The 24533-nt window shown below is 61.7% G+C and carries 24 protein-coding genes; 13 read left to right on the top strand and 11 right to left on the bottom strand.

Features of this window, described 5'->3' with window-relative positions; genetic code table 11:
* The first annotated feature begins 185 nt into the window (after window positions 1–185).
* Window positions 186–1364: a type III PLP-dependent enzyme gene (locus ACTRWK_RS07310; RefSeq protein WP_005851249.1), complete on the top strand. Its 1179-nt coding sequence runs from the start codon at window positions 186–188 to the stop codon at window positions 1362–1364.
* 193 nt (window positions 1365–1557) lie between these two features.
* Window positions 1558–3408 carry an aspartate--tRNA ligase gene (gene aspS / locus ACTRWK_RS07315; protein WP_289081821.1) on the top strand — a complete coding sequence of 617 codons (1851 nt, stop codon included), beginning with the start codon at window positions 1558–1560 and terminating at the stop codon, window positions 3406–3408.
* Window positions 3409–3535: 127 nt separating this feature from the next.
* On the opposite strand, the gene ACTRWK_RS07320 is transcribed toward aspS, so the two are convergent.
* The gene (locus tag ACTRWK_RS07320) at window positions 3536–3697 is read right to left on the bottom strand and encodes a hypothetical protein (protein WP_260004746.1); all 162 of its coding nucleotides are present in this window, start codon (window positions 3695–3697) and stop codon (window positions 3536–3538) included.
* A gap of 165 nt (window positions 3698–3862) precedes the next feature.
* Between ACTRWK_RS07320 and ACTRWK_RS07325 the strand changes: the two genes are divergently transcribed.
* Window positions 3863–4588, top strand: a complete 726-nt coding sequence (locus ACTRWK_RS07325; protein ID WP_132997524.1) for a GNAT family N-acetyltransferase — start codon at window positions 3863–3865, stop codon at window positions 4586–4588.
* Window positions 4589–4595: 7 nt separating this feature from the next.
* Here the strand turns inward: ACTRWK_RS07325 and ACTRWK_RS07330 are convergent, their stop codons facing one another.
* On the bottom strand, window positions 4596–5315 hold the full coding sequence (locus tag ACTRWK_RS07330; protein WP_005851256.1) for a response regulator: 720 nt from the start codon (window positions 5313–5315) through the stop codon (window positions 4596–4598).
* A 134-nt stretch (window positions 5316–5449) separates the two neighbouring features.
* Here ACTRWK_RS07330 and mce point away from each other — a divergent pair, with 134 nt between their 5' ends.
* The gene (mce, locus tag ACTRWK_RS07335) at window positions 5450–5854 is read left to right on the top strand and encodes a methylmalonyl-CoA epimerase (protein ID WP_005851258.1); all 405 of its coding nucleotides are present in this window, start codon (window positions 5450–5452) and stop codon (window positions 5852–5854) included.
* A 2-nt stretch (window positions 5855–5856) separates the two neighbouring features.
* Window positions 5857–6150 (top strand): DUF1467 family protein, encoded by a 294-nt coding sequence (locus tag ACTRWK_RS07340; RefSeq protein ID WP_289081819.1) that lies wholly within the window; start codon window positions 5857–5859, stop codon window positions 6148–6150.
* On the opposite strand, the gene ACTRWK_RS07345 is transcribed toward ACTRWK_RS07340, so the two are convergent.
* The 4 genes from ACTRWK_RS07345 to trpS all read right to left on the bottom strand — a co-directional run bounded on the left by ACTRWK_RS07345 (window position 6083) and on the right by trpS (window position 9652).
* The gene (locus tag ACTRWK_RS07345; protein ID WP_289081818.1) at window positions 6083–6817 is read right to left on the bottom strand and encodes an EI24 domain-containing protein; all 735 of its coding nucleotides are present in this window, start codon (window positions 6815–6817) and stop codon (window positions 6083–6085) included. The two genes, ACTRWK_RS07340 and ACTRWK_RS07345, sit on opposite strands and share 68 nt — an antisense overlap.
* Complete coding sequence (locus tag ACTRWK_RS07350; RefSeq protein ID WP_289081817.1) at window positions 6808–7380, bottom strand: nitroreductase family protein; 573 nt, start codon at window positions 7378–7380, stop codon at window positions 6808–6810. The genes ACTRWK_RS07345 and ACTRWK_RS07350 overlap by 10 nt, the downstream gene beginning before the upstream one ends.
* An 11-nt stretch (window positions 7381–7391) precedes the next feature.
* Window positions 7392–8498, bottom strand: a complete 1107-nt coding sequence (locus tag ACTRWK_RS07355) for a class II histone deacetylase (protein WP_289081816.1) — start codon at window positions 8496–8498, stop codon at window positions 7392–7394.
* Between the two features lie 137 nt (window positions 8499–8635).
* Complete coding sequence (gene trpS, locus ACTRWK_RS07360) at window positions 8636–9652, bottom strand: tryptophan--tRNA ligase (RefSeq protein ID WP_005851266.1); 1017 nt, start codon at window positions 9650–9652, stop codon at window positions 8636–8638.
* Between the two features lie 75 nt (window positions 9653–9727).
* Between trpS and ACTRWK_RS07365 the strand changes: the two genes are divergently transcribed.
* Entirely contained in the window at window positions 9728–10414 is a 687-nt protein-coding gene (locus ACTRWK_RS07365) for a rhomboid family intramembrane serine protease (RefSeq protein WP_037943134.1), read from the top strand.
* A gap of 87 nt (window positions 10415–10501) precedes the next feature.
* On the opposite strand, the gene murJ is transcribed toward ACTRWK_RS07365, so the two are convergent.
* From murJ to ACTRWK_RS07380, 3 genes are all read right to left on the bottom strand, one after another.
* Window positions 10502–12094, bottom strand: a complete 1593-nt coding sequence (murJ, locus tag ACTRWK_RS07370; RefSeq protein WP_074636055.1) for a murein biosynthesis integral membrane protein MurJ — start codon at window positions 12092–12094, stop codon at window positions 10502–10504.
* A 108-nt stretch (window positions 12095–12202) separates the two neighbouring features.
* Window positions 12203–14986: a [protein-PII] uridylyltransferase gene (locus ACTRWK_RS07375; RefSeq protein ID WP_037964853.1), complete on the bottom strand. Its 2784-nt coding sequence runs from the start codon at window positions 14984–14986 to the stop codon at window positions 12203–12205.
* Window positions 14987–14999: 13 nt separating this feature from the next.
* The gene (locus tag ACTRWK_RS07380; RefSeq protein ID WP_009825954.1) at window positions 15000–16184 is read right to left on the bottom strand and encodes a penicillin-binding protein activator; all 1185 of its coding nucleotides are present in this window, start codon (window positions 16182–16184) and stop codon (window positions 15000–15002) included.
* A gap of 89 nt (window positions 16185–16273) precedes the next feature.
* Between ACTRWK_RS07380 and rsmI the strand changes: the two genes are divergently transcribed.
* The 4 genes from rsmI to ACTRWK_RS07400 are packed head-to-tail and all read left to right on the top strand — an operon-like array spanning window position 16274 to window position 19433.
* A complete protein-coding gene (gene rsmI / locus ACTRWK_RS07385) occupies window positions 16274–17134 on the top strand; it encodes a 16S rRNA (cytidine(1402)-2'-O)-methyltransferase (RefSeq protein ID WP_005851274.1) in 861 nt (286 codons plus the stop codon).
* 1 nt (window position 17135) lies between these two features.
* The gene (locus tag ACTRWK_RS07390; RefSeq protein ID WP_005851276.1) at window positions 17136–17525 is read left to right on the top strand and encodes a YraN family protein; all 390 of its coding nucleotides are present in this window, start codon (window positions 17136–17138) and stop codon (window positions 17523–17525) included.
* Window positions 17526–17583: 58 nt separating this feature from the next.
* Window positions 17584–18519 (top strand): glutathione synthase, encoded by a 936-nt coding sequence (gene gshB, locus ACTRWK_RS07395; RefSeq protein WP_009825956.1) that lies wholly within the window; start codon window positions 17584–17586, stop codon window positions 18517–18519.
* Window positions 18516–19433: an alpha/beta hydrolase gene (locus ACTRWK_RS07400; protein ID WP_462843856.1), complete on the top strand. Its 918-nt coding sequence runs from the start codon at window positions 18516–18518 to the stop codon at window positions 19431–19433. Before gshB ends, ACTRWK_RS07400 begins: the two co-directional genes overlap by 4 nt.
* Here ACTRWK_RS07400 and ACTRWK_RS07405 read toward each other — a convergent pair.
* On the bottom strand, window positions 19399–20913 hold the full coding sequence (locus tag ACTRWK_RS07405) for a YifB family Mg chelatase-like AAA ATPase (protein WP_289081814.1): 1515 nt from the start codon (window positions 20911–20913) through the stop codon (window positions 19399–19401). The two genes, ACTRWK_RS07400 and ACTRWK_RS07405, sit on opposite strands and share 35 nt — an antisense overlap.
* A 120-nt stretch (window positions 20914–21033) precedes the next feature.
* Window positions 21034–21615, bottom strand: coding sequence for a histidine phosphatase family protein (locus ACTRWK_RS07410; RefSeq protein ID WP_037943144.1), 582 nt, complete (start codon window positions 21613–21615; stop codon window positions 21034–21036).
* A gap of 172 nt (window positions 21616–21787) precedes the next feature.
* On the opposite strand from ACTRWK_RS07410, the gene ACTRWK_RS07415 reads away from it, so the two are divergent.
* The 3 genes from ACTRWK_RS07415 (at window position 21788) to dut (ending at window position 24490) form a co-directional block, all read left to right on the top strand.
* On the top strand, window positions 21788–22675 hold the full coding sequence (locus ACTRWK_RS07415; RefSeq protein WP_005851286.1) for an RNA polymerase factor sigma-32: 888 nt from the start codon (window positions 21788–21790) through the stop codon (window positions 22673–22675).
* A 107-nt stretch (window positions 22676–22782) separates the two neighbouring features.
* Window positions 22783–23976: a bifunctional phosphopantothenoylcysteine decarboxylase/phosphopantothenate--cysteine ligase CoaBC gene (coaBC, locus tag ACTRWK_RS07420; RefSeq protein WP_037943145.1), complete on the top strand. Its 1194-nt coding sequence runs from the start codon at window positions 22783–22785 to the stop codon at window positions 23974–23976.
* Between the two features lie 64 nt (window positions 23977–24040).
* Window positions 24041–24490: a dUTP diphosphatase gene (dut, locus tag ACTRWK_RS07425; protein WP_037944894.1), complete on the top strand. Its 450-nt coding sequence runs from the start codon at window positions 24041–24043 to the stop codon at window positions 24488–24490.
* Window positions 24491–24533 lie beyond the last annotated feature (43 nt).

A 24533-nucleotide genomic window follows, 5' to 3' on the forward strand; every position in this document is an offset into this window, starting at 1 on the left:
GTCGTATCAAGTATTTTGCCACTTGCGCGAATCTGAAAACAGCGTAAATGCGCGCTTACAGACGCCAACGCACGCGCCTCTGGCCGGTCCGTCTGTCCGCGGATTGACCCCGCGCCTATGCAGCGACGGTAACGTCTCTTGAAACGACATGTTAGGGTACTCCCGCCCTTCCTTGCTCTTTGGAGATGACCATGAACGCCACAGCTACCGCCACCGTGAACACATCCGCAGCATCGAACTATGACGAAGCGGCTGATTACATCTGGAACAACAGCTTCGACAAACCGACTCTCGTCGTCAGCCGCGCCCGTGTGGGTGTTCAATACGACGCGCTGCAAGCCGGTCTGGGCGATGCGCGAATCCACTATGCGGTAAAGGCGAACCCCGCCCCCGAGATCATTCGTATGCTGGTCGAACGCGGCTCGGGCTTTGATGCGGCGTCGCGTCAGGAGATCGAGCTGTGTCTGTCCCAAGGGGCGGATCCTGCGAAAATCTCTTTCGGCAACACCATCAAACGCGGCGTTGATATCGCCTTTGCCCATTCCATCGGTGTGACCATGTTCGCCGCCGACTGCGAGGCAGAGCTCGACAAAATCGCAGAGCACGCCCCCGGCGCCCGCGTCTATATCCGTCTGATCGTCGAGAATTCCATGGCGGACTGGCCGCTGACCCGCAAGTTCGGCTGCGCGGGCTCGCTGCTGCCAAGTCTGCTGGAGTACACCAAATCCGTGGGTCTCGTGCCTTATGGTCTGTCGTTTCACGTCGGTTCGCAAACCCGTCGTGCCGAATACTGGCACCCCGTTCTGGATCAGGTCGCCCCGCTATGGCACGCTGCGAAAGAAGCAGGGCACGACCTGCAACTGCTGAACATCGGCGGCGGTTTTCCTGCCTATCACGGTGATCCGGTGGATGCGCCGCGCGGCTATGCCGCCGCAGTCGTTGCCGCTGTCAAAGAACGCTTTGGCGAGATTCCGGTCCTGATGGCAGAGCCGGGCCGCGGCATGGTGGCAGAGGCAGGGCATATCGCGGCCGAAGTGTTGCTGGTGTCGCGCAAATCGGCAGAGGCGGCGCGCCGTTGGGTGTATCTGGATATCGGGCGTTTTTCCGGTCTGGCCGAAACCGAGGGCGAAGCGATCCGCTATCAGTTCGTGACCCCGCATGACGGCAAGCCCGTCGGCCCCTGTGTGCTTGCTGGCCCGTCCTGCGACAGTGCCGATGTGCTTTATGAAAAAAATCCGGTTGACCTTCCACTTGACCTAAGGGACGGTGACAAAGTCATGATCAAGAACTGCGGCGCTTACACAAGCTCGTACAGTTCGGTCGGCTTTAACGGGTTTCCGCCGCTTGATGTATTGGTCCTGTAAGAGGATCATCAACGTCGCGCGGGAAGGGCCGTCTGCTTTGGGAGGAGCAGGCGGCCCATCTATTTTCAGCCCCACGGTTTAACGCGGGGGTTTTACCCGCGGTTTGTGCCGTTTTTACGGGAAACTCTTGACTTCCGCGGCCCCAAACGGTGTACCTGCCCCGAACAATTCTAGCCCTCGAAAGGGACCCGTCATGCACGCATATCGCAGCCATACATGCGCCGATCTGAGCAAGGAAAACGTTGGCGACAAGGTTCGCCTGTCCGGGTGGGTGCACCGTGTGCGCGACCACGGTGGTATCCTGTTTATCGACCTGCGCGACCATTACGGCATGACCCAAGTGCTATGCGACCCTGATTCCCCCGTCTTTGCCGAGGTGGAAAAGGTGCGGTCCGAATGGTGTATCCGCATCGATGGCGAGGTAAAGGCCCGCGACGCCGATCTGGTCAACACCAAGATCCCCACCGGCGAGATCGAAGTTTTCGTGCGCGACATCGAAGTGCTGGGGCCCGCGAAAGAACTGCCTTTGCAGGTCTTTGGCGATCAGGAATACCCCGAGGAAACCCGCCTGCGCTATCGCTACCTCGACCTGCGTCGCGAAAAAATGCAGGACAACATGGTGCTGCGGTCCGATGTTGTGTCGTCGATCCGCAAGCGCATGTGGGACCAGAACTTCAAAGAATTCCAGACGCCGATCATCACCGCGTCTTCCCCCGAAGGCGCGCGCGACTTCCTCGTGCCGTCGCGTCTGCACCCGGGCAAGTTCTACGCTTTGCCGCAGGCCCCGCAGCAGTTCAAACAGCTGCTGATGGTGTCCGGCTTTGACAAGTATTTCCAGATCGCGCCGTGCTTCCGGGACGAAGATCCGCGCGCTGACCGGTCGCCCACCGATTTCTACCAGCTCGACCTCGAGATGTCCTTTGTCGAACAGCAAGACGTGTTCGACACCATCCAGCCCGTGCTGACTGGCATTTTCGAAGAATTCGGCGGCGGCAAGGCTGTGGATCAGGAATGGCCGCAAATCTCTTATAAAGATGCGGCGCTGTGGTATGGCTCTGACAAGCCCGACCTGCGCAACCCGATCAAGATGCAGGTCGTGTCCGACCATTTCCGCGACTCCGGCTTTGCGATCTTCGCGAAACTGCTGGAACAGGAAGGCACCGAAATCCGCGCCATTCCCGCGCCCACAGGCGGCAGCCGCAAGTTCTGCGACCGCATGAACGCCTTTGCGCAAAAAGAAGGGCTGCCCGGCATGGGCTATATCTTCTGGCGCGAGAAAACCGCCGACAGCGTGGCACAGGAACTGGGCATCACGGTGAAAGAAGCCCAAGTCAAGCTGAAAGCCGGTGAGGTCGAAGGTGGCATGGAAGCAGCGGGCCCGCTGGCCAAGAACATCGGGCCAAAGCGTACCGAGGCGATCCGCCAGCAATTGGGTCTGGACGTGGGCGATGCGGCGTTCTTCCTTGGCGGCAAGCCCAAGTCCTTCGAAGGTGTCGCGGGCCGTGCCCGTAACGTCATCGGTGCCGAATTGGGTCTTACGGACGAAAACCGTTTTGCCTTTGCCTGGATCGTCGATTTCCCGATCTACGAGAAAGACGAAGAAACCGGCAAGATCGACTTTGAACACAACCCGTTCTCTATGCCACAGGGTGGGATGGACGCGCTGATGGGCGATCCGCTTGAGGTGCTTGGCTATCAGTATGACCTTGCGTGCAACGGCTACGAACTGGTGTCTGGCGCCATCCGGAACCACAAGCCAGAGATCATGTTCAAGGCGTTCGAAATCGCAGGCTATGGCAAGGACGAAGTCGAAAAGCGGTTCGGCGGCATGGTGAACGCGTTCCAATACGGTGCCCCGCCCCACGGTGGGTGTGCGGCCGGTATCGACCGGATCGTCATGTTGCTGGCGGAAGAGGCGAACATCCGCGAGGTGATCCTCTTCCCGATGAACCAGCGCGCCGAAGACCTGATGATGAACGCGCCAAGCGAACCACAGTCGGATCAGTTGATGGAACTGGGTCTGCGGGTCATCCCGCAGGACTAAGCCCTGCAACATACCCATAGAAAAGCCCGTCTTGGATATGCCAAAGGCGGGCTTTTTCGTTTGAACGCGATGGAAACGCGTTGGTGTCGGGGTGGTAGTCTATCTCAGGCCGGCCTACGCCCAAAGGTCAGAAACCGGCGTGCGCAACCTCTACCACAGTCTGCGCGCCAAAGTCGCGCGCATGGGCAAAAGCCAGTGCCACGATCGCCACACCCACCACATTTGCCGCAAAGACGGTCCAGTCAAAACTGGTTTCCTTGGCGTAGATGCGGCGCAGTTTGGTGAACATGATGTGCCCCTTGGAATGGGTGACGTGGGTAGGTTGGTGGTTGCGGATGCCATCAGCCTCGCAGGGGTTTGTGGCAAAAACAGGACTTTTCTGCGCTCCAGTTTGGGTGATGTCATATGACATTCGGGTCTTGGCGCTGACAGCGCTTGGCCTTAACGTAAGCGCATGAAACAAGATGACCAGCCCCCCGGCCCACTTGGTGCCCCTGTTGCAGATTTTTCCGTCCCGCCGCGCCCGCCGCGGACGGTAATGACGGGCCGCTACGCCCAGCTTGAACCGCTGAACGCCGAGGCCCATGCCGCCCTGCTGTTCCGCGCCTTTGAAGGGCAGGATCAGCTGTGGCATTATATGTATGACGGGCCGTTCTCATCCTCTGCCCAGTTTCACCGCTGGGTGCGCGAGGTCGAAACCAAAGACGACCCGCTCTTCTATGCGATCAAGAACCTAGAGACAGGGCATATCGAAGGGGTGGCAAGCTATCTGCGCATCGCGCCAGAGGCCGGATCGATAGAGGTCGGGTCAATCACCTTTGGGCCCGCGTTGCAGCGCACGCGGGCGGCAACGGATGCCATGTATCTGATGATGAAATGGGCATTCGAGGCGGGATACCGTCGGTATGAATGGAAGTGTAACGCGCTGAACATGCCGTCGCGCCGTGCCGCGCAACGCTTGGGCTTCAGCTACGAAGGCATCTTCCGGCAGGCGGCTGTCGTTAAAGGGCGCAACCGCGATACGGCGTGGTTTGCGGCGATTGACGCCGAATGGCCGGGCCTGCGTGAAGCCTTCGAGGCGTGGCTTTCCCCTGCAAACTTTGACGCAGAGGGCAAGCAGCGCGAACGGTTGGGCGATCTGACCAGCCTCGTGCGGGTGTCCAGTGACCCGCTGACGTGACCCGCGACTAGATCGCGATTTGCCGCATCAGCCGTTGGCGCAGGACCGACCGGATCACCCGTTGTTCTTCTATCGCGGGCAGGCCCAAGGTGCTGCGTGCTGCCAGCGCTGTCGCCGCCTGTTCCAGTGCTGCGTCCCGTGCGCTGCGCGCCACGCCTGTCAGAAACTGCGCGACATATTCCAGCGTCTGAGGCGTACAGGGGCCGGACAGAACGTCATCCATATGCGCCATGTCATCCTGCAACGCGATAGTGTCGGGCGTGATCGTTTCATCGGCAAGCACGGACAGCCCCAGCGGACGGTGATGCTGGGGCAGGGCGGCCAGCACGACCTGTTGAAACTGTGACAAAGACTGCAACGGTTTGCTCATGAAACGGTCGGCCCCTGCGGCCAGCGCATCCGCCGCCAGATGGGTGTCCCCCGAAATCGCCAGTAGCGCATCCACGCGGGGCTGCGATTGTGCCAGTTCCGCAATCAGATCAATGCCGTTTCCGTCTGGTAACCCCAGATCGGCAATCACGATCGACGGGCGGTAAACCTGCAAATGCCGCCGCGCCGCGCGCAGGCTGTCGGCCCGTCTGATCCGCGCGCCAGAGCGAAGACAGAGCAGGCGCATCGCCTCGCAGGCAAAGCGGCTGTCTTCGATCACCAGAACGGTAAGCCCCAAAAGCGGGCGGTCGGCCGTGGGGGCGGGCAGGCTTTGGGCCTGATGTTCAAGCGTATCCATGATTCCTCCGTTATGCTTTGTGGGTGACCTATGGTTAGGCGCGCTTCGCTAATACGGTGTTAACGTGACGCATTGCTCTTGCGGCAGCGGCAGCCCATAAACCGGGTCAAATGTTGATTTGAGGGAGAAGAATGATGATCGGTCGCCTAAACCACGTAGCTATCGCCGTGCCGGACCTTGAGGCCGCTGCGGATCAATACCGCAACGCTTTGGGTGCGAATGTTGGCCCCGCGCAGGATGAACCCGACCACGGCGTCACCGTGATCTTTATCGAACTGCCCAATACCAAGATCGAACTGCTTTACCCGCTGGGGGACGATAGCCCGATCAACGGTTTTCTGGAAAAGAACCCCGCCGGTGGCATCCACCACATCTGCTATGAGGTCGAAGACATCATCGCGGCGCGGGATCGCCTGAAGGAAAGCGGCGCGCGTGTTCTGGGCAACGGTGAGCCCAAGATCGGTGCCCACGGCAAGCCGGTGATTTTCCTGCACCCCAAAGACTTTAACGGCGCGCTGGTCGAGCTGGAGCAGGTGTAACCATGGCCGTCATGTCAGGTATCGTTCTGTTCACCGTGATCTGGTCGATGGTATTCATGATCCTGCTGCCAGTACGGGTGCAGACCCAGGGGGATCTGGGCCAGATCGTCGAGGGCACCCACGCGGGGGCCCCCGAACATCACCACCTTAAAAAGAAAGCGCTGTGGACGACCGCTGTGTCGATCGTGCTTTGGGCGATCATCGCGGGGATCATCCTGTCGGGCTGGTTCACCGTGGCGGATGTGGAGCAGTGGCTCCACGGGACACCGACACCAATTGGTGGAACAAATGGGTAAAGGTCGCCGCCCCTAGGATCGGAATCACCAGATTCAGCAGCGGCACCGACAGGGGAATCGCCATCAACACGCCGGCGGCCCAGATTGTAAGGCTATGTTTCCCGCGCAGACGCTTTGCCTCGGTCCGGCCCACCCGCCGGATCGCGGCAAGAGTGAAATACTCGCGCCCCAGCAAGAAACCGTTCACGCTCCAGAAGATCAGGGGCGCGAAGGGGGCGAACATCAGGTACAGCACCAGCGCCACGACGTTCACGCCGATCAGCACCCCCATGAAGTTCACCGTATCGCGCAGCGCATCGCCAAAGGGCACAGGCGTGGCGGGGGGCAGATGGGGGTAGTGTTCGGCCTCTACCGCGTCGGCCACATCATCCAGAAACATCGACGTGATGGCCGAGGCGACGGGCACCATCAGGAACACCGACAGCACCATCAACAGCAGCGCTGCCCCCCAGCTGAACAGATCGTCAAGCCACGAGACCTCGCCCAGAACGGGCAGCCAGTTGTCCTCTCCGGTCAGCCAGTCGATCAGCCAGACAAAGCCCGCAGACGCACCGACGAGCAGCAGCAACGCCAAGCCGACACCCAGCAGCAGCACGCGGCGAAAGCTTGGATCGCCCACCTGTCCAACAGCCAGCCCGAAGGCGCGAAAAATCTGTGCTATTGCCATGTGGTGATCGCCGTGATGTCGGGGCGCCCGCGCTCTGGCGGGGCGGAGGTTTCGGTGCCGATATGGATGATGCCTGCGATGCGTTCATGCTCCGCGAGGTCGAAAGCCTCGGTCATGAAGGCGCGGTCGTGGCTGACCCAACCGCTTAGCCAGTTCGCGCCCCAGCCAGAGGCGAGCGCGGCATTGACCAGCGACAGGCAGACCCCGCCCACGGCATAGGTCTGTTCCAACGGCGGGATCTTGGGCGAGGGTTTCTGCACCTCGACCACCACAACCGCCAGATCGCCCTGATCAAATTGCCCGCGGCCCTTCTGGATCTGCTCGGCGTCAAGCGCCAGGGCGGTGCCGCGTGCCTCGGCGATGTCGGCCAGACGCGCCATCGCGGGCTTTTCGATCACGATAAATCGCCACGGCTCCAGCATCCCGTGATCCGGCGCGCGCGAGGCCACGGTCAACAGCTCGGTCAGCATGTCGCGGTCGGGGACCGGTGTGGTCAGGGTTTTGGCGGGGCGCGAACGGCGGGTTTGCAGGAAGTGCAGCGCGTCGGGATTGGGTGTCGGCATCGGGGTCTCTCTTATAGGTTCAGCTCTTGCGCCATGTCGTCAATGGACGCGCGCAGGAAAGCGTCGAATGCGGGGCTTGGCTGGCGAATGCGAAAGTTCTTCGCATGGGGATCTGGCGCTGTGATGTCACTGTCTGCGAGGGCTGCGATGGTGGCGTGGCCACAGAAGGGAACATAGGCCTCTGAATAGCCGCCTTCATGAACGAGCACCAGCTTGCCGCCGCAAAGTTTTTGCGCCGCGGCTTTGATCCGCTGTGTCATCTCGGCAAAGGTTTCCGCTGTGGCCTGCATGCGCGCCAGCGGGTCCACGATAGAAGCATCGAAACCGCAGGCGACGATGATCATATCGGGTTGATACGCGTCGAGCGCGGGGATCACGACGCGGTCGAGCGCGTGCAGATAGGCCGTATGCCCCGACCCCGCGTGCATCGGTAGGTTGATATTGTAACCGGCTCCCGCGCCGTTGCCTCGATCCGCCAGCGCGCCGGTATCAAGCGGGTAATTCCCTTCTTGATGGAGCGAGATCGTCAGCACGTCGTCGCGGTCATAAAAGATCGCCTCGGTGCCATTGCCGTGGTGCACATCCCAGTCCAGCACGGCAACGCGGCGCACCAGCCCCTTGGCCTTTGCTGCCTCGATCGCGATGGCGATATTGGCGAGCAGGCAGAAGCCGTTGGGAAAATCAGGCAGCGCATGGTGCCCCGGTGGACGGCTGAGCGCATAGGCATTGTCGAGGTCACCTTTGGCGACGGCCTCTACCGCGGCGATGGAGAGGCCCGCGGACAGCGCCGCAATCTCGAACCCGCCCGCGGCGAAGGGGGTGCGCAACCCCAGCTCTCCACCGCCCGCGTCGGAAAGGCGCTTGAAGTCGTCGAGATAGGCAGCCGGATGGACCCGCAGCAGATCCTCGCGCGATGCAGGTGCCGCGCTGCGCAGGTCGAGCTCGGCCATCAGGCCGGTGACCTCCATCAGATTGCGCAGGCGGCGTTTGGTCTCGGGGTTTTCCGGCAGGCCGCCCGCCGCCAGCGGCTGCACCAAGCCGCCCACGGGCATGGTAAAGGCATAGTTGCCACCTGCGTGCCAAAAGCAGCGTTCATCCATGAAAAAACCGGTGGTCATCGTCTATCCCCTTCGTGGTTCGGGCGAAGGCTGGCAAAACGCTAAAGGATTGTCCATGGGGGCAAGGCCCGCAGCCTTGGTGCTGCGGGGGGACCTGTGGAGTGAGTATTTGGGAAAGGGTGAAGGGGCGGGCTGGTTTAGCCCACCATGCCCACAATCTCGTAGGTTTTCTTGAGGATCGGCGCGGTGATCTCGCGCGCTTGGGTGGCACCGTGGGCCAGAATGCGGTCGATCTCTGCCTCGTCGGCCATCAGCTCTGCCATGCGGGTGCTGATCGGGGCCATTTTGGCGACGGCGAGTTCAGCCAGTTTGGGTTTGAAGGTGCCGAACTGCTGGCCGCCCACATCGGCCAGAACCTGTTCAACGGTCTGGTCGTTCAGCGCGGCAAAGATATTCACCAGATTGCGCGCCTCTGGCCGGTCCTTGAGGCCGTCCACTTCGGAGGGGAGCGCATCGGCGTCGGTCTTGGCCTTGCGGATTTTCTTGGCGATGGTGTCGGCATCGTCGGTCAGGTTGATACGGCTGGCATCGGAAGGGTCGGATTTCGACATCTTCTTGGACCCGTCGCGCAGGGACATGACGCGGGTCGCAGCCCCTTCGATCACCGGTTCGGTCAACGGGAAGAAATCGACGCCGTAGTCATGGTTGAACTTGGCCGCGATGTCGCGGGTCAGTTCAAGGTGCTGTTTCTGGTCCTCGCCCACGGGCACATGGGTCGCGTGATAGATCAGGATGTCGGCGGCCATCAGCGCGGGATAGGCAAAGAGCCCCAGCGAGGCAGCTTCGGCGTTCTTGCCGGCCTTGTCCTTCCACTGGGTCATGCGGCCCATCCAGCCCATACGCGCCACGCAGTTGAAGACCCAGGCCAGTTGCGCGTGTTCGGGCACCTGGCTTTGGTTGATCAGGATGGATTTATCGGGGTCGATACCCGAAGCGATGAAACCGGCACAAAGCTCGCGCGTGCTGCGCTTGAGGTCCGCAGGGTCCTGCCAGACGGTGATGGCGTGCAGATCTACCATGCAGTAGATCGACTGTACCCCCTTGTCCTGCGCATCGGCGAAACGTTTGAGCGCGCCCAGGTAGTTTCCAAGATGCAAATCGCCCGACGGCTGGATGCCGGAAAACACACGCGGGGTGAAAGAGGTGTCGGTCATTGGATGCTCCGATAAGGCTGGAAACTACGGCCAGATGGGCTTACCCATGCGCACCATGCCCGTCAAGGAGGCCCTATGGAAGACCCAGATTTTCACCCCCCCGTGAACCCGATGCCCGCAACCGTCACGCTGCTTTTTCTGGCGCTGGCGGGGATAGAGGTCGTGCTGTCGCTGGCCGAGGCCGGGATCATCGGCGGTCCTGCTGCTGTGGGCTGGCGTCTGGCCTTGATCCGCGACTTCGGGTTTTCGGGCGATGTCTTCGACTGGATGGTCGCCAACATGCAGTTCCCCCTGCGCGACCTGTCGCGGGTGGTGAGCTATAGTTTCATCCATCTGGGGTTCACCCATGCGATCTTTGCCTGCGTGCTGTTGCTGGCGCTTGGCAAGATGGTGGCCGAGGCGATGGGGCAGGTGGCGTTTCTGGCGATCTTCTTTGTGTCGGGCATTTTCGGGGCGGTGGTCTATGCGCTGGTGCTGGATGATCCGGTCTGGCTGGTCGGTGCCTACCCGTCGGTTTATGGGCTGATCGGCGGCTATTCCTTTGTCATGTGGCGCAAGCTGGCGGGGCAAGGGGAACAGCAGTACCGCGCGTTTTCCCTGATTGCCGTGCTGATGGGGTTGCAACTGATCTGGGGCGTGTTCTTTGACGCGGGAACCCAGTGGGTGGCGGAGCTTTTGGGCTTTGCCTGTGGTTTCGCGCTGAGCTTTGTTTTCGCGCCGGGCGAATGGGGCAGGCTGCGGGAGCGTATTCGGCATCGGTGAGGCTTGCAGGCGGGACAGGCAGGCGTGACAGGCAGGGGGCCAGCCCCCTGACCCCCGGGATTTAATGCCATTTGGAAGCCGGTCGGGTTAGCCGCGTTTTAGGGCGCGTTTGAATTCGGCCAGTTTGAACGCACCGATGAGCTGGCCGGTGCCGAAGTAGCTGACGGCCGCCAGGGCAATGAGGATCACCAGGGCGACCCCGCGCCACCAGGGTTCGGCGAGCAGGGGTTGCAGGGCCAGGTTGCCGATCCAGAGCGCTCCGCCCATGACCGCCGCCGCCGCCATGATGCGCCAGATGCGTTTGTGAAAACGCGCATCGAATTTCGCGGCCAACCCGAAGCCACGTGCGCCATAGGCCAGCAAGGCAAACATCGCCCATCCCGCCAATGTCGTCGCGATGGCAGGGGCAATCCAGCCGATCACGGGGCTGAGGCCGACGGCCAGTACCACGTTCACCACCATTGCGACCACGGCAAAGTAGAACGGGCGGCGGGTGTCTTCACGCGCGTAGTAAAGCGGTTGCAGGATCTTTTGCAGCACGAAGGCCGGCAGGCCGAGCCCGTAGATTGCCACCGCAATGGCGATGGCTGCGGCGTCATCTGTGGTTGTGGCCCCGCGTTGGAACAGCACCGTGGCCAGCGTGAAGGGGATCACCATCAACGCAACCGCCGAGGGGATGGTCAGCGCCAGCGACACCTCGGCGGCGCGGCTGATCTGGGTGTGCGATCCCTGTTCGTCTCCGGCCTTGAGCCGTCGTGACAGGTCGGGCAGCAGCACCACGCCAATCGCGATCCCCACCACGCCCAAGGGCAGTTGGTAGAGGCGGTCTGCGTAATTGAGCCAGGCCACGGCCCCTTCGTAGAAGCTGGCGACCTGACGGCCTACCAACAGGTTGATCTGCATGACCCCGCCCGCCAGGGCCGCAGGGGCGGCGATGATGGCGAGGCGTTTCAGCTCGGGCGTCAGGCGGGGGCGACGGCCGAAGGTCAGTGTGAAGCCTGCGCGTTTCGCGGCCCACCAGACCAGCGCCAGTTGCGCGATCCCCGCCAGCGGGACAGACAGCGCCAGCGTGTCGCCGATCTGCAGGCCAAGCGCCTTGTCGATGCCCATGCCGATCGCCTCCGATCCGTCGCGGCCAAGGGCGGCCCCGATCAGGACGGCGAGGATGAAGATGACGTTCAACACCACAGGGGCTGCTGCCGCCGCCATGAAGCGGCCCGTGGCGTTCAGCACGCCCGATACAAGTGCGGCGAGGGAGATGAACAGGATATAGGGGAAGGCCAGACGCCCGTATTCGACCGCCAGATCGAAGCGTTCGTCCCCCGCAAAGCCCGAGGCCATCAGCAGCACCAGCCCCGGCATCGCGACGATCCCGATGATGGTGAACAGCGTCAGGATGAACGCCATACCGACGAAAGCATCCTGCGCGAATTTTTCCGGATCATCGCCGCTTTCGAGCTTTTTCGAGAACATCGGCACAAAGGCCATGTTGAACGCCCCCTCGGCAAAGAAGCGGCGGAACATGTTGGGTAAGGAAAAGGCGACCAGAAACGCTTCGGCTGCGGGGCCGGAGCCAAGGTAGCCCGCGATCATCACATCACGCACGAACCCCATGACCCTGCTGAGGAGGGTCCAGATCCCGACGGTGAAGAAGCCGGACATAAGGCGGATAGGTTTCATGGTGGTGCTGCCCCGTAACTGCGGTGCAAATGGCCTAGCCGTTGGCGCCGCACTGCGCAATCAGGGAAATGCGAACACAGCCGTCATGCCCGCGCGAAAGCGCCGATGTCAGTCCTGTGCCCGCGCAACACCGTCGATGATCGCCGCGCGCAACCGTTTCTCGAGCGTCTTCTGCTTGCTTTCGGTATAGTATTTCAGCCCGAACATATCCTTGACGTAGAAGGTATCGACCACCTGTTCGCCATAGGTCGCGATCACCGCATTGGCGATATAGACGTTGGATTCAGACAGCGACCGCGTGAGGTCATAGAGCAGGCCGGGGCGGTCGCGGGTATCCACCTCGATAATCGTGTAGATCTCGGAGCCTTCGTTATCAAAGGTGATATGCGTGGGCACCTTGAACACTTTCTCGCGCTTTTTCACCTTGTCGCGGGATTTCAGCGCATCGCGGGCCAGAATTTCACCCTTGAGCGTCTTGGAGATCATCTGCCGCAGCCGTGGCAGGCGCGAGACGTCGTAGGGGTTGCCCTCGGCGTCCTGAATCCAGAACGCATCAGTCACCCAGCCGTCCTTGGTGGTATAGCTGCGGGCATCGACGACATTGGCCCCGACCAGCGCCAGCGCACCGGCGAGCCGTGCAAAGATGCCCGGGTGGTCTGCCATGACAAAGCAGGCGCGGGTGGCGTCGCGGTCATCGTCAGGGTGCAGGTCAATGCGGATTTCACCGTCCTGAATATCGCGGAGCTGTTCGGCGAATACCACCTGCGATGCCGTATGAAGCCCCTGCCAATAGGGCGGGTAGTGGCGTGCGGTTTCGGCCTGAAGATCCTTGCGCGGCCAATGGGCAAGGGCCGCACGCAGGGCCTTTTTGGCCCCCGCGCCGCGGTTCTCGCGGTTGAGGTCTTCGAGCCCGGTTTCAAGCGCGCGTTTGGTTTGCCGGTAGAGCCCGCGGATCAGCACGGCTTTCCAGTTGTTCCATGTGTTCGGGCCGACGCCGCGGATATCGCAGACGGTCAGCACACACAGCAGATCAAGCCGTTTGACGGTCTGCACAGCCTTGGCAAAGTCCCGCACGGTGCGCGGATCGGAAATATCGCGTTTTTGCGCCATATCCGACATCAACAGGTGGTAGCGGACCAGCCATTCGACCGTGTCGACCTCGGCCTTGTTGAGGCCCAGACGGGGCGCGATCTTGCGGGCCATTTGGGCCCCGAGGATCGAATGGTCTTCGGGGCGGCCTTTGGCGATATCATGCAGCAAGAGAGCCACATATAGCACCTTGCGGTTCACCCCACGTTGAAGGATCGACGAGGCGACGGGCAGGTCTTCTTCCAGCTCGCCCTTCTCGATCAGGGCAAGGTTTGTGATGCACTGGATCGTGTGCTCGTCCACCGTATAGCTGTGGTACATGTTGAACTGCATCATCGCCACGATGGGCTCAAACTCGGGGATGAAGGCCGACAGCACGCCCAGTTCATTCATCCGGCGCAGGCCGCGTTCGGGGTTGCCGTGTTTCAGCATCAGATCAAGGAAGATCCGCCGCGCTTCGGGCGTGTTGCGCATGTCGTCGTCGATCAGGGCGAGGTTCGCTTTGACCAGACGCATCGCATCGGGGTGGATCAACATGCCGGTGCGCAATGCCTCTTCGAAGATGCGCAGCAGGTTCAGCTTGTCGCTGATAAACGCCTTGCCATCGGTGACGGCCAGCCGCCCGCCCACGACCTCATAGCCGTCCCGCAGCTTGGGGCGACGGCGAAAGATACGTTCGAGCAGCGGTTCCGCCTTGACGTGCAAGGCTTCGAGCTTGGTGAGGAAGATGCGCGTCAGCTCTCCCACTTCGGTGGCGTGGCGGAAATAGGCCTGCATGAACACCTCGACCCCGCGGCGGCCCCGCGTGTCGCGGTATCCCATCGCCTCGGCCACGGCGACCTGCATGTCAAAGGTCAACTGTTCGGTCGCGCGTCCTGAAATGAGGTGCAGGTGTCCGCGTACCGCCCAAAGAAAATTCTCGGCCGCGACGAAGGTCTTGAATTCTTCCTCCAGAAACACGCCGCGGTCGACAAGATCGGCGGCATGTTCGACACTGTAGATATGTTTGGCGATCCAGAACAACGATTGCAGATCGCGCAAGCCGCCCTTGGCCTCTTTGACATTGGGTTCCACAACATACCGTAGACCCTGCTTGCGGTGCCGCGCGTCGCGTTCCTCCAGCTTGGCTTCGATAAAGCTGCGACCGGTGCCTGCAAAAAGATCGGTCTTGAGCGTTTCATCCAGATCCTGCGCCAAAGCCACGTCCGCGGCGATAAAGCGGTGCTCCAGCAGGGCTGTCTGGATCGTAAAATCCTCGCGGCCAAGGGTCACGCAGTCGCGGATGGTGCGGGTGGAATGGCCGACCTTCAACTTGAGATCCCATAGCATGTAGAGCATGGATTCGATCAGGTTTTCAGTGCGCTGGCTGGGCGTTTGGGGGATGAGGAACAGTAGGTCCACATCAGAATAGGGGGCCATCTCTCCGCGGCCATACCCGCCGACGCCGATCACGGCGAGCCGGTCGTTCGGGCCAAGCGTTTCAACCGGGTGGAGCCGTTGTCCGGCGATCTGCAGGGTCGTGCGGACAAGCTGATCGGTGAGGTAGCAATAGGCCGACGTCATGGGGCGCGCGTTGAAGGGTGACGCCGCAAAGGCGCGGGCGATTTCGGCGCGCCCGTTCTTTTGCGCGTCTTGCAGGACGGCGACGGCGGCGGCCTGAATCTCTGCCGGATCGGTCAAACCGTCCAGCACGTCCTTGAGCGCGGCAGAAACAGCCGCTTCGTCAAAGATGCGTTTGGGGGTGCTGATCAGGTGACGCGCGGTGGCCTCACCTGATTCTGCTGGTGCAACAAGGGGTTTCACAAAAGGCGGTCCCTTAGAAACCGGCCCCGCCAAAGGCTTGGGGGGCAGGGCTGATGATGACGACCTGCTGGTTGCGGATCGTGGCAATGGCAAGGCCGCGTTCGGCGGTGCCGTCGGCCTTGAGGCGGAACACGCCGCTCGCCCCGCGGAAGCCCGCGCCTTGGGTCAGACGTGCCGCGGACAACGCGTCGGATTTGCCGGATTTCGCCAAGGCCCCCACGGCTGCGATCCCGTCAAAGGCCAGACCAGCGATCGGGCCCGGTGTGTCGCCATAGGCTGCGGCATAGCGCTGCGAAAATGCGGTTGTCGCACCGGGATCGGGCAGGGCGAACCAGCCACCTTGCACACCGGGCAGGGCCAGCGTTTGGGGCGGGATGTCCCAGCGGGTCAGACCGATGTACTGCGTGGTGGCCCCGCTGATCCCTGCCTCTGGCAGCATCTGTGCGAAGAGCGGCAGCGCACTGGCCGAGGATGTCGTCAGGAAGACCGCATTCGCCCCGTTGCTTTCTACGGCAGCTTTCACGCGCGGCACGGCAGACATTACGGCTTCTTGGCTCAGCGCGTAATCAACCGTACCGGCAGAGGTCGCCCCGTTTGCGGCAATCGCCTTGAGGATGGCATCGCGGCCCAGCTGGCCGGCCAGATCCTGACCGTGCAGTACGAGGATCTTGTCTTTTCCGTTGCTTTTGGCGTAGCGGACCAGACGGTTGGAGGTGTCGTTAAAGTTCTGACCCAGCACAAAGACATTGCCGCCCGCGATGCTGGGGTTGTTCGAGAAGGACAGCACATTCACGCCCTGCGCGGCAACCGCGTTACCCGCCGCATTTGCGGCCTCGCCATAAAGCGGCCCCAGAATGATCTGAGCCCCGTCGGTGACGGCCTGAGCCGCCGCGGTGCCGGCAGTGCCAGCATTGCCGCCCGTGCCATAGACCCGCAGGTCAATCTGCACGCCGCCCAGATCACGGATCGCCAGACGCGCGGCATTCTCAAGTTCTTGCGCCAGCAGGTTATCTGCCGCTGAACCGCCACGCGGGATCAGCAAGGCCACCGGAATAGGTTTGCTCGAGTCGACTTTGGGGCCCTTGGACCCGTTCATATTGGTCATCGCCACAGGTTCACAGGCGGCAAGCGCCAATGCGATCAGTGGCAGGATCAAAAGCCGCAGTGGCTTGCGAAGGATGTTGAAAACAGCGATCATAACGGTGTCACTCCATTGGTGGCAGGTCGGCGGCGATGGCCCCGGGGACATATGCACTGATCATAGAGGGTGCGAAAGGCGGGTCCAGCTTGAATTACCAAAAGATTCCCCTTGCGGCGGGGCTTTACTTTGTCGGGGTGCCGATCGGCTCTGCCCGCGACATAACCTTGCGGGCGCTCGACGTGCTGGCCTCGGCTGATGTGCTGGCGGCGGAGGACACGCGGAGCCTGCGTAAGTTGATGGATATCCATGGGGTGCCTCTCAACGGGCGGCAGATTGTGGCGCTGCACGACCATTCGGGCAGTGGCGTGCAGGACAAGCTTGTCGCCGCGATCCGCGATGGGCAATCCGTTGCCTATGCCTCTGAGGCTGGCATGCCGCTGATCGCGGATCCGGGGTTCGAACTGTCCCGCGGTGTGGGCGAGGCAGGGCTCATGCTGACCTGCGCCCCGGGCCCCTCGGCGGTGCTGACCGCGCTGGCTTTGGCAGGGCTGCCGACGGATGCCTTCTTTTTCGCAGGGTTCCTGCCCAATGCGAAAGGCGCACGGCTCACGGCGCTGCAAAAGTTGAAAGAGGTGCAAGGCACGCTGGTTTTCTACGAATCACCCAAGCGGGTGGGGGCGATGCTGCGCGATGCCGCACAGGCGCTGGGCGGGGAACGTCCGGCGGCTGTCTGTCGCGAGCTGACCAAGAAGTTCGAGGAAATTCAGCGCGGTACCCTAGATGAGTTGACCGAACACTACAGCGGTAAAGCCCCGAAGGGCGAGATTGTTGTGCTGATCGATCGCGGGCGTTTACCGGCTGTTAGCGAAAGTGATCTAACCTCTGACCTTGCGAACGCATTGGAAACGAATTCGATGCGCGATGCCGTCGATATGGTGGCGCAGGCATATGATGTGCCGCGCCGACAGGTGTATCAGGCGGCATTGGAACTGGGGAAAGAAACCTAAGATGACCGACACACTGACGACATTGGCGAAATCCGTTCAAGGGGCTGTTTCCTACCACGCAGGTCGTGCGGCTGAACTGCAGGTTTCGGATGACTACCGCCGCCGCGGCTTTGATCTGGCACATGAACGGTGGCGCGGTAAGGCGGGCGAAATTGATCTGATCATGCGAGACGGCGACGGGATCGTCTTTGTCGAAGTGAAGAAAAGCAAAAGCCATGACAGCGCCCTGCAGCGTCTGAACCGGAAACAGATGCGCCGTATCTATCGATCCGCCGAAGAATTCATTGGCGGCGAACCCAAGGGCGCGCTGACGGATGTGCGGTTTGACGTGGCGTTGGTCGATCAAACCGGTGACCTGCGTATCCTTGAAAACGCCTTCGGGCACGACTGACCCATTGCACCCCACGCCCTGCTGCGCCATCTAGAAAGGAACAACAGGGAGACCCCTTATGAAAATCGCCTTTCAGATGGACCCGATCGGGGACGTGAACATCAACGCGGACAGCAGCTTTCGCCTGGCCGAGGAAGCACAGGCGCGCGGGCACGCGCTGTTCTACTACACCCCCGATCACCTCGCCTATCAAGAGGGGCGCATAACCGCGCGGGGTCATGATCTGACCGTGCAGAGGGTGCAGGGCGATCACGCCACCTTGGGGCCTGAACGCGAGGTTGATCTGGCGGATTTCGACGTGGTCTGGCTGCGGCAGGATCCGCCGTTCGACATGCATTACATCACCTCGACCCATTTGCTGGACCGTCTGAAAGAGACAACGCTGGTGGTGAATGACCCGTTCTGGGTGCGGAACTACCCCGAAAAACTGCTGGTGCTCGATTTCCCGCAGCTGACCCCGCCGACCACAATCGCCCGTGATCTGGACACGATCAAAGCGTTCAAGGCGAAACATAAGGATGTCATCCTCAAGCCGCTATACGGGAACGGGGGCGCGGGGGTCTTCCGTCTGGACACGAATGATCGCAACCTCAGCTCTTTGCACGAACTGTTCACCGGTTTTTCGCGCGAGCCGTTGATCGTACAGAAATTCCTGCCGGCTGTGTCCAAGGGCGATAAACGGGTGATTCTGGTGGATGGCGAAGCCGTCGGGGCCATCAACCGCGTCCCGGCAGAGGGGGAAACCCGGTCGAATATGCATGTGGGCGGCCGCCCCGAGAAGGTCGGCCTGACAGAGCGTGACCTTGAAATTTGCGCCGCCATCGGCCCGTTGCTACGCGAGAAAGGGCAGATTTTCGTCGGCATCGATGTCATTGGCGACTATCTGACAGAGATCAACGTGACCTCTCCCACGGGTATACAAGAACTGGAACGTTTCGACGGCACCAATATCGCGGCCAAGATATGGGAAGCGATCGAGCGTAAGCGCGCATGAGCTTGCTGCGCCCTCTGCTGAACGGCTATTTACGTTTGGTAGAGAAGCGCAAGCTGGCGCGCACGCGTGATGTGCACAAGATACGTCGTGATTTCGCGAAAACCGCGCGGCTGCTGTTTCGCGCACCGCGCGGCACCCAGATCACCCGCAGCCGCTTGGTTGGCGCGGGCGATGTTCTGCGGGTGAGCCCTACGCAAACACGCTCTGATCTGGTGATCTTTTATATTCATGGGGGCGGTTTCGTGTTTGGCAGCCCCGATACCCACGGCGCGATGCTGGGGGCCTTGGCGCAGCGTCTGGGGGCTGCGGCGATATTGCCCTATTACCGTCTTGCCCCCGAAGCGCCGTTTCCCGCCGCAATCGAAGATGTCGCCGCGGCCTATCGGGCGCTGCTCGACAGTGGTGTGCCGGCGAAGAATATCATTGTCGGCGGCGATAGCGCTGGCGGCGCGCTGGCGTTCAATCTGCTTAGCCGGCTTTGTGCAGGCAGTGGCCCCCTGCCGCGCGCGCTTTTTGCTTTTTCACCGCTGACCGATTTTCTGCACGAGGGGGCCAGCTTCCGCGAGAATGCGGCACGAGAGGCCGTATTGCCCGCCGCGCAGGCCGGTCTTATGGCAGAGGTGTATCTGGCCGGTGCAGACCCCCGAGATCCCGATATAAGCCCCTTGCTTGCGAGCTATCCGGGGGCACCGCCAGTCTGGATCACCGTCGGGTCCACAGAGATTTTACGCGATGACGCGCGCCGGATGGCAGCGCGTTTGCGGGATCAAGGTGTTAGCGCGTCGTTGGAAGAGGAGCATGACCTGCCCCACGTTTGGCCGATCTTCCACAATACCCTGCCCGAAGCGCGGGTCACGTTGGACGCATTGGCGGCCTGGATCACGCAACTACCACCGACGGCAACCGAAAGCTGAGCGCTTCGGCCAGATGCGGTTTGCGCACGTCGCCAGCCCCGTCCAAATCCGCGATGGTGCGCGCCACACGCAATACCCTGTGATACCCACGGGCCGATAGGTGAAACCGCTCTGCCGCGCGGGACAGCAGCTGCCGCGCCTCCGTATCCGGGGCGGCGATCTGTTCCAGCAGGTCCCCTTCTGCATCTGCGTTCAGGGCCGCTGTGGGATGGTCGGCAAAGCGGTCGTGCTGGCGCCGCCGCGCGGCTTGCACCCTTTGGGCGACCTCCGCCGAGCCTTCCGCACTGGGGGGCAGGTCGAGGTCGGTATAGCCCACGGGCGGCACATCTATGCGCAGGTCGAAGCGGTCGCGCAGCGGGCCCGAGACGCGATTCATATAATCCTCTCCGCAAGCGGGGGCCTTGCTACATGCGCGGGACGGATCGCTGAGGTAGCCGCATTTGCAGGGATTCGCGGCGGCGACGAGCATGAATTTGCACGGGTATTTCACATGTGCATTGGCGCGGGCGATCATCACCTCGCCCGTCTCGACGGGTTGGCGCAGGGTTTCCAGCACGGTGCGCGGGAATTCGGGGAATTCATCCATGAACAGCACGCCGTTATGGGCAAGGCTGACCTCTCCCGGTTTGGCCAGCCGCCCGCCGCCAATGATCGCCGCCATAGACGCCGTGTGGTGCGGTTCGCGGAACGGGCGCAGACGAGAGATGCCACCGTCATCCAGAAGCCCGGCAAGCGAGTGGATCATAGAGGTGCTGAGCGCTTCTTGTGGGGTCAGCGGGGGGAGGATGGAGGGTAAACGCGCCGCCAGCATGGATTTGCCCGAGCCGGGCGTGCCGACAAACATCAGGTGATGACGTCCCGCGGCCGCGATTTCCAAGGCGCGTTTGGCGCGTTCCTGACCTTTGACATCGCGCAGGTCATGCTGGCTGGGGCTTTGCGAGACTTCGCCCGGTGTGGCAGGGGGCAGCGGGGTTTGGCCGGTATAATGCTGCACCACCGCACCGAGGCTGGGGGCCGCGATCACCTGCGCATTGCCGACCCATGCCGCTTCGGCACCAGAGGCAGCGGGACAAAGCAGGCTACGCCCGTTTTCCGCCGCAGCCATCGCCGCAGGCAGCGCGCCGATCACGGGGATCAGGCTCCCGTCCAGCGACAGTTCGCCCAAGGCGACGGTGCTTTGGATGACATCATTCGGCAGGATATCGATCGCCCCCAGCAGGGCCAGCGCGATCGGCAGGTCGAAATGGCTGCCTTCTTTGGGCAGGTCGGCAGGGCTGAGGTTGATCGTGATCCGTTTACTGGGCAGGGCGATGGCCATCGCACCAAGCGCGGCACGAACCCTTTCGCGCGCTTCTGACACCGCTTTGTCGGGCAGGCCCACGATTGAAAAGGCGGGCATGCCGGCGGAGAGCGCGCATTGCACCTCGACGATGCGCGCGTCGATGCCCTGGAATGCGACCGTATATGCCCGTGCGACCATTCTACCCCCGATGCCTTGCGATACCTCAGGGGTAGGGCGGGGGTGTTTAATAAGCGTTAACGAACGTGGGAAGCGCGGGATTTGAGTTTAATTGGCAAAATGAAGGTAGGGGCGGGACCGTCAGACCTGATGGTTGATGGTGCCGATGTCCCACCCCTGCGGGGTGATGTGTATATCCGTGACCGACAGGTTGTCGATCTTATGGGCCATCGCGGCATGGGCATCCACACCAAGCGCGCGTTGGACCTGTGTCAGGATCACGCCGAAATGCGCCACGGCGATGATATCTGTGTTCGGATGGGCCTGTGTGATCCGGTCAACGGCGGCGTTGATCCGGCGGGCCGCGTCGTTCCAGCTTTCGCCTTCGGGGGCGGCGATGTCACCCGGGGTGGTCCAATAGGCGCGGCTGAGCTCGGGGTGGCTTTGCGATACATCGCGGGCGTGCATGCCGTCCCACAGCCCGAAATCAAGTTCGCGCAGGTCGCGGTCATGGGGCAGGCGCAGGCGGCTGGCAGAGGCCAGCGTATCGGCGGTGGCAGAAGCGCGGATGAGGTCCGAAGATACCATCACGGCAGTCTGCGGCAGATGCGCGTTGAGCCGCCCGAGCTGTGCGACATCGGACAGATCGGCAGGGACATCGCGCCAGCCGACAAAGTTTTTCTCGTGGGTCGGGCCGTGGCGCACCCAATGCCAGATAGTCATGATCAGCGCGCCTTATTCGCCCAGTGGTTTGCGATTTATTTAGCGTCATTGTCACAAAGTCAAAGCAAGCTGCGCGGAAAAAAGCCGATTCTTTTTCGATTCCGCGTGAACCAACTGGCGGTTTTCCGCGTTTACATGAAAAGGCGCAGACAGATGTGCCTCAATAGTAGGGATGGACATCATGACGCTGGCGCAATCACGTGAATTTTCTTTGACCCGCACCGCAATGAAGGCAGAGCTTTTAGATGCGGAGACAGAACTGAAGCTTGCCTATGCCTGGCGGGACGAACGCGACGAGGAAGCGCTGCACCGGCTGATCACAGCTTATATGCGTCTAGCTATCTCGATGGCGGGTAAGTTCAAGCGCTATGGCGCGTCGATGAATGATCTGATCCAGGAGGCCGGATTGGGCCTGATGAAAGCTGCCGACAAGTTCGACCCCGACCGCGGGGTGCGCTTTTCTACCTATGCCGTCTGGTGGATCAAGGCGAGCATTCAGGATCACGTCATGCGCAACTGGTCGATGGTGCGCACCGGCTCTACGTCCTCTCAGAAATCGCTGTTCTTCAACATGCGCCGTGTACAGGCACGCCTTGAGCGCGAGGCCCAAGCCGCGGGCGAGACCTTGGACAAGCATCAGCTGCGTCAGATGATCTCTACCGAGATTGGCGTGCCGATGCATGACGTCGAGATGATGGAGGGGCGTTTGTCCGGCTCTGATTTCTCGTTGAACGCGACGCAATCGGCAGAGGACGAGGGCCGCGAGTGGATCGACGCGTTGGTCGATGACAGTGCGCAGGCCGCCGAACGTGTCGAGGAAAGCCACGACACGCTGACGCTGCGCAGCTGGCTGTTGTCGGCGATGCAGGCCCTGAACGAACGCGAACAATTCATTGTGCGCGAACGCAAGCTGCGCGATCAGCCGCGGACGCTTGAAAGTTTGGGTGCCGAGCTGAGCTTGTCGAAAGAACGTGTCCGCCAGCTAGAGGCCGCGGCCTTTGGCAAGATGCGCAAAACGCTTGAGACACAATCCTCCGAGGTGCGCCACTTCCTGATGTGAGCCCCCAGATATGATCCCGCGGTCTGCGCGCTCTGCCGCAGGAACGGGCTGGCGGAAAATGAACCGCCCCCCTATGGTCGGGACGAACACCGACGACGGGGGCGATCATGCTGGCTGGCAAACATATTCTGCTGATAATCGGGGGCGGTATTGCCGCTTTCAAATCCCTTGATCTGATCCGTCGCCTGCGCGAACGCGGGGCCACTGTGACGCCCGTGCTGACCCGCGCGGGCGAAGAGTTTGTGACGCCTTTGTCTGTTTCAGCGTTGGCGGGGCAGAAGCTGTATCGCGACTTGTTCGATCTGGGCGACGAGGCCGAGATGGGGCATATCCAGCTAAGCCGTGTCGCGGATTTGGTTGTGGTGGCCCCTGCCACGGCGGATCTGATGGCCAAGATGGCGAGCGGTGTGGCGAATGATCTGGCCTCTACCCTATTGTTGGCAACAGATACGCCGGTGCTGATTGCGCCGGCGATGAACGTGCGCATGTGGGACCACCCCGCGACGCAGCGCAACCTTGCGACCCTGCGCGGTGATGGCATCCATGTGGTCGGCCCGAATGATGGTGATATGGCCTGCGGGGAATTCGGCCCCGGGCGCATGTCCGAACCGCTTGAGATCGTCGCCGCGGTCGAGGCGCAGCTGGCCGATGGTCCGCTAAAGGGGCGACGTATTCTGGTGACCTCCGGCCCGACGCATGAGCCGATTGATCCTGTCCGCTATATCGCTAACCGGTCCTCGGGCGCGCAGGGCACCGCGATTGCGCGCGCGTTGGCGGCGTTGGGGGCTCAGGTGATCTTTGTCACTGGCCCTGCCGACGTGCCCCCGCCCGACGGGGTAGAGGTGATCCGCGTGCAAACGGCGCAGCAGATGCAGGAGGCGGTAGAGGCAGCCTTGCCCGTCGACGCAGGCGTATTCGCCGCGGCGGTGGCGGATTGGCGCATGGCCAGCGCCAGTGATCGAAAGCTCAAGAAATCGAAAGACGGGCTGCCGGTGCTGAGCTTTGCTGAAAATCCCGATATTCTGAAAACCGTCAGCGCGGCGGGGGCGCGGCGGCCCAAGCTGGTCGTGGGCTTCGCTGCGGAGACGAATGACGTCGTTGAAAACGCCACGGCGAAACGGCTGCGCAAGGGCTGCGACTGGATCGTTGCGAATGATGTCTCACCGGCGACAGGCATTATGGGCGGGGCGGAAAATGCTGTGACCCTGATCACGGATGCGGGGGCCGAAAGCTGGCCGCGCATGGGCAAGGATCAGGTGGCACAGCAGTTGGCCGCGCGCATTGCAGAGGCGTTGAGCTAGAGTTTTCTTGCCTTCGGCGAGGATTTAAAACCATTTGGAAAGCGCGCGTGCGGTGGAGCGGATGATGAGCGAGATCAAATTCAAACGGGTCAGCGGCAATGATGATCTGCCGCTGCCGTCCTATGCCACTGCCGGGGCGGCGGGGATGGATTTGCGGGCCTTTCTGCCCGACGGGCCGATGGAATTTGTGAAAGGGCAGATCAGTCTGATCTCTATCGGGTTCTCGGTCGAGCTGCCGCGCGGGACAGAGATGCAGATCCGGCCACGGTCGGGCCTGGCGTTGAAGCACGGGTTTCTGATTCCCAATGCGCCCGGCACGGTGGATGAGGATTACCGCGGCGTGGTGATGGTCGGGCTGTACTATGTAGGGGATGCGCCTTTCGTTATCCGGCACGGGGATAGGATCGCACAGGCTGTTATTGCGCAGGTTCAACAATACGTCTGTGTCGAGGTCGATGCCTTGTCCGATACCACGCGCGGGGACGGCGGATTCGGCTCTACCGGCCTGAAATAGACGAGGATCGTGAAAGGTTCCGCTGTCGTGAAACTTTCATAAA

It is taken from the genome of Sulfitobacter sp. G5_S2_6_S6 (assembly GCF_054968505.1).

Excerpts from the sequence above, each read along its gene's own strand:
- ACTRWK_RS07310 (WP_005851249.1), top strand. The coding sequence starts at position 186 with ATGACCATGAACGCCACAGCTACCGCCACCGTGAACACATCCGCAGCA.
- aspS (WP_289081821.1), top strand. The coding sequence starts at position 1,558 with ATGCACGCATATCGCAGCCATACATGCGCCGATCTGAGCAAGGAAAAC.
- ACTRWK_RS07320 (WP_260004746.1), bottom strand. The coding sequence starts at position 3,697 with ATGTTCACCAAACTGCGCCGCATCTACGCCAAGGAAACCAGTTTTGAC.
- ACTRWK_RS07325 (WP_132997524.1), top strand. The coding sequence starts at position 3,863 with ATGAAACAAGATGACCAGCCCCCCGGCCCACTTGGTGCCCCTGTTGCA.
- ACTRWK_RS07330 (WP_005851256.1), bottom strand. The coding sequence starts at position 5,315 with ATGGATACGCTTGAACATCAGGCCCAAAGCCTGCCCGCCCCCACGGCC.
- mce (WP_005851258.1), top strand. The coding sequence starts at position 5,450 with ATGATCGGTCGCCTAAACCACGTAGCTATCGCCGTGCCGGACCTTGAG.
- ACTRWK_RS07340 (WP_289081819.1), top strand. The coding sequence starts at position 5,857 with ATGGCCGTCATGTCAGGTATCGTTCTGTTCACCGTGATCTGGTCGATG.
- ACTRWK_RS07345 (WP_289081818.1), bottom strand. The coding sequence starts at position 6,817 with ATGGCAATAGCACAGATTTTTCGCGCCTTCGGGCTGGCTGTTGGACAG.
- ACTRWK_RS07350 (WP_289081817.1), bottom strand. The coding sequence starts at position 7,380 with ATGCCGACACCCAATCCCGACGCGCTGCACTTCCTGCAAACCCGCCGT.
- ACTRWK_RS07355 (WP_289081816.1), bottom strand. The coding sequence starts at position 8,498 with ATGACCACCGGTTTTTTCATGGATGAACGCTGCTTTTGGCACGCAGGT.
- trpS (WP_005851266.1), bottom strand. The coding sequence starts at position 9,652 with ATGACCGACACCTCTTTCACCCCGCGTGTGTTTTCCGGCATCCAGCCG.
- ACTRWK_RS07365 (WP_037943134.1), top strand. The coding sequence starts at position 9,728 with ATGGAAGACCCAGATTTTCACCCCCCCGTGAACCCGATGCCCGCAACC.
- murJ (WP_074636055.1), bottom strand. The coding sequence starts at position 12,094 with ATGAAACCTATCCGCCTTATGTCCGGCTTCTTCACCGTCGGGATCTGG.
- ACTRWK_RS07380 (WP_009825954.1), bottom strand. The coding sequence starts at position 16,184 with ATGATCGCTGTTTTCAACATCCTTCGCAAGCCACTGCGGCTTTTGATC.
- ACTRWK_RS07390 (WP_005851276.1), top strand. The coding sequence starts at position 17,136 with ATGACCGACACACTGACGACATTGGCGAAATCCGTTCAAGGGGCTGTT.
- gshB (WP_009825956.1), top strand. The coding sequence starts at position 17,584 with ATGAAAATCGCCTTTCAGATGGACCCGATCGGGGACGTGAACATCAAC.
- ACTRWK_RS07400 (WP_462843856.1), top strand. The coding sequence starts at position 18,516 with ATGAGCTTGCTGCGCCCTCTGCTGAACGGCTATTTACGTTTGGTAGAG.
- ACTRWK_RS07405 (WP_289081814.1), bottom strand. The coding sequence starts at position 20,913 with ATGGTCGCACGGGCATATACGGTCGCATTCCAGGGCATCGACGCGCGC.
- ACTRWK_RS07410 (WP_037943144.1), bottom strand. The coding sequence starts at position 21,615 with ATGACTATCTGGCATTGGGTGCGCCACGGCCCGACCCACGAGAAAAAC.
- ACTRWK_RS07415 (WP_005851286.1), top strand. The coding sequence starts at position 21,788 with ATGGACATCATGACGCTGGCGCAATCACGTGAATTTTCTTTGACCCGC.
- coaBC (WP_037943145.1), top strand. The coding sequence starts at position 22,783 with ATGCTGGCTGGCAAACATATTCTGCTGATAATCGGGGGCGGTATTGCC.
- dut (WP_037944894.1), top strand. The coding sequence starts at position 24,041 with ATGAGCGAGATCAAATTCAAACGGGTCAGCGGCAATGATGATCTGCCG.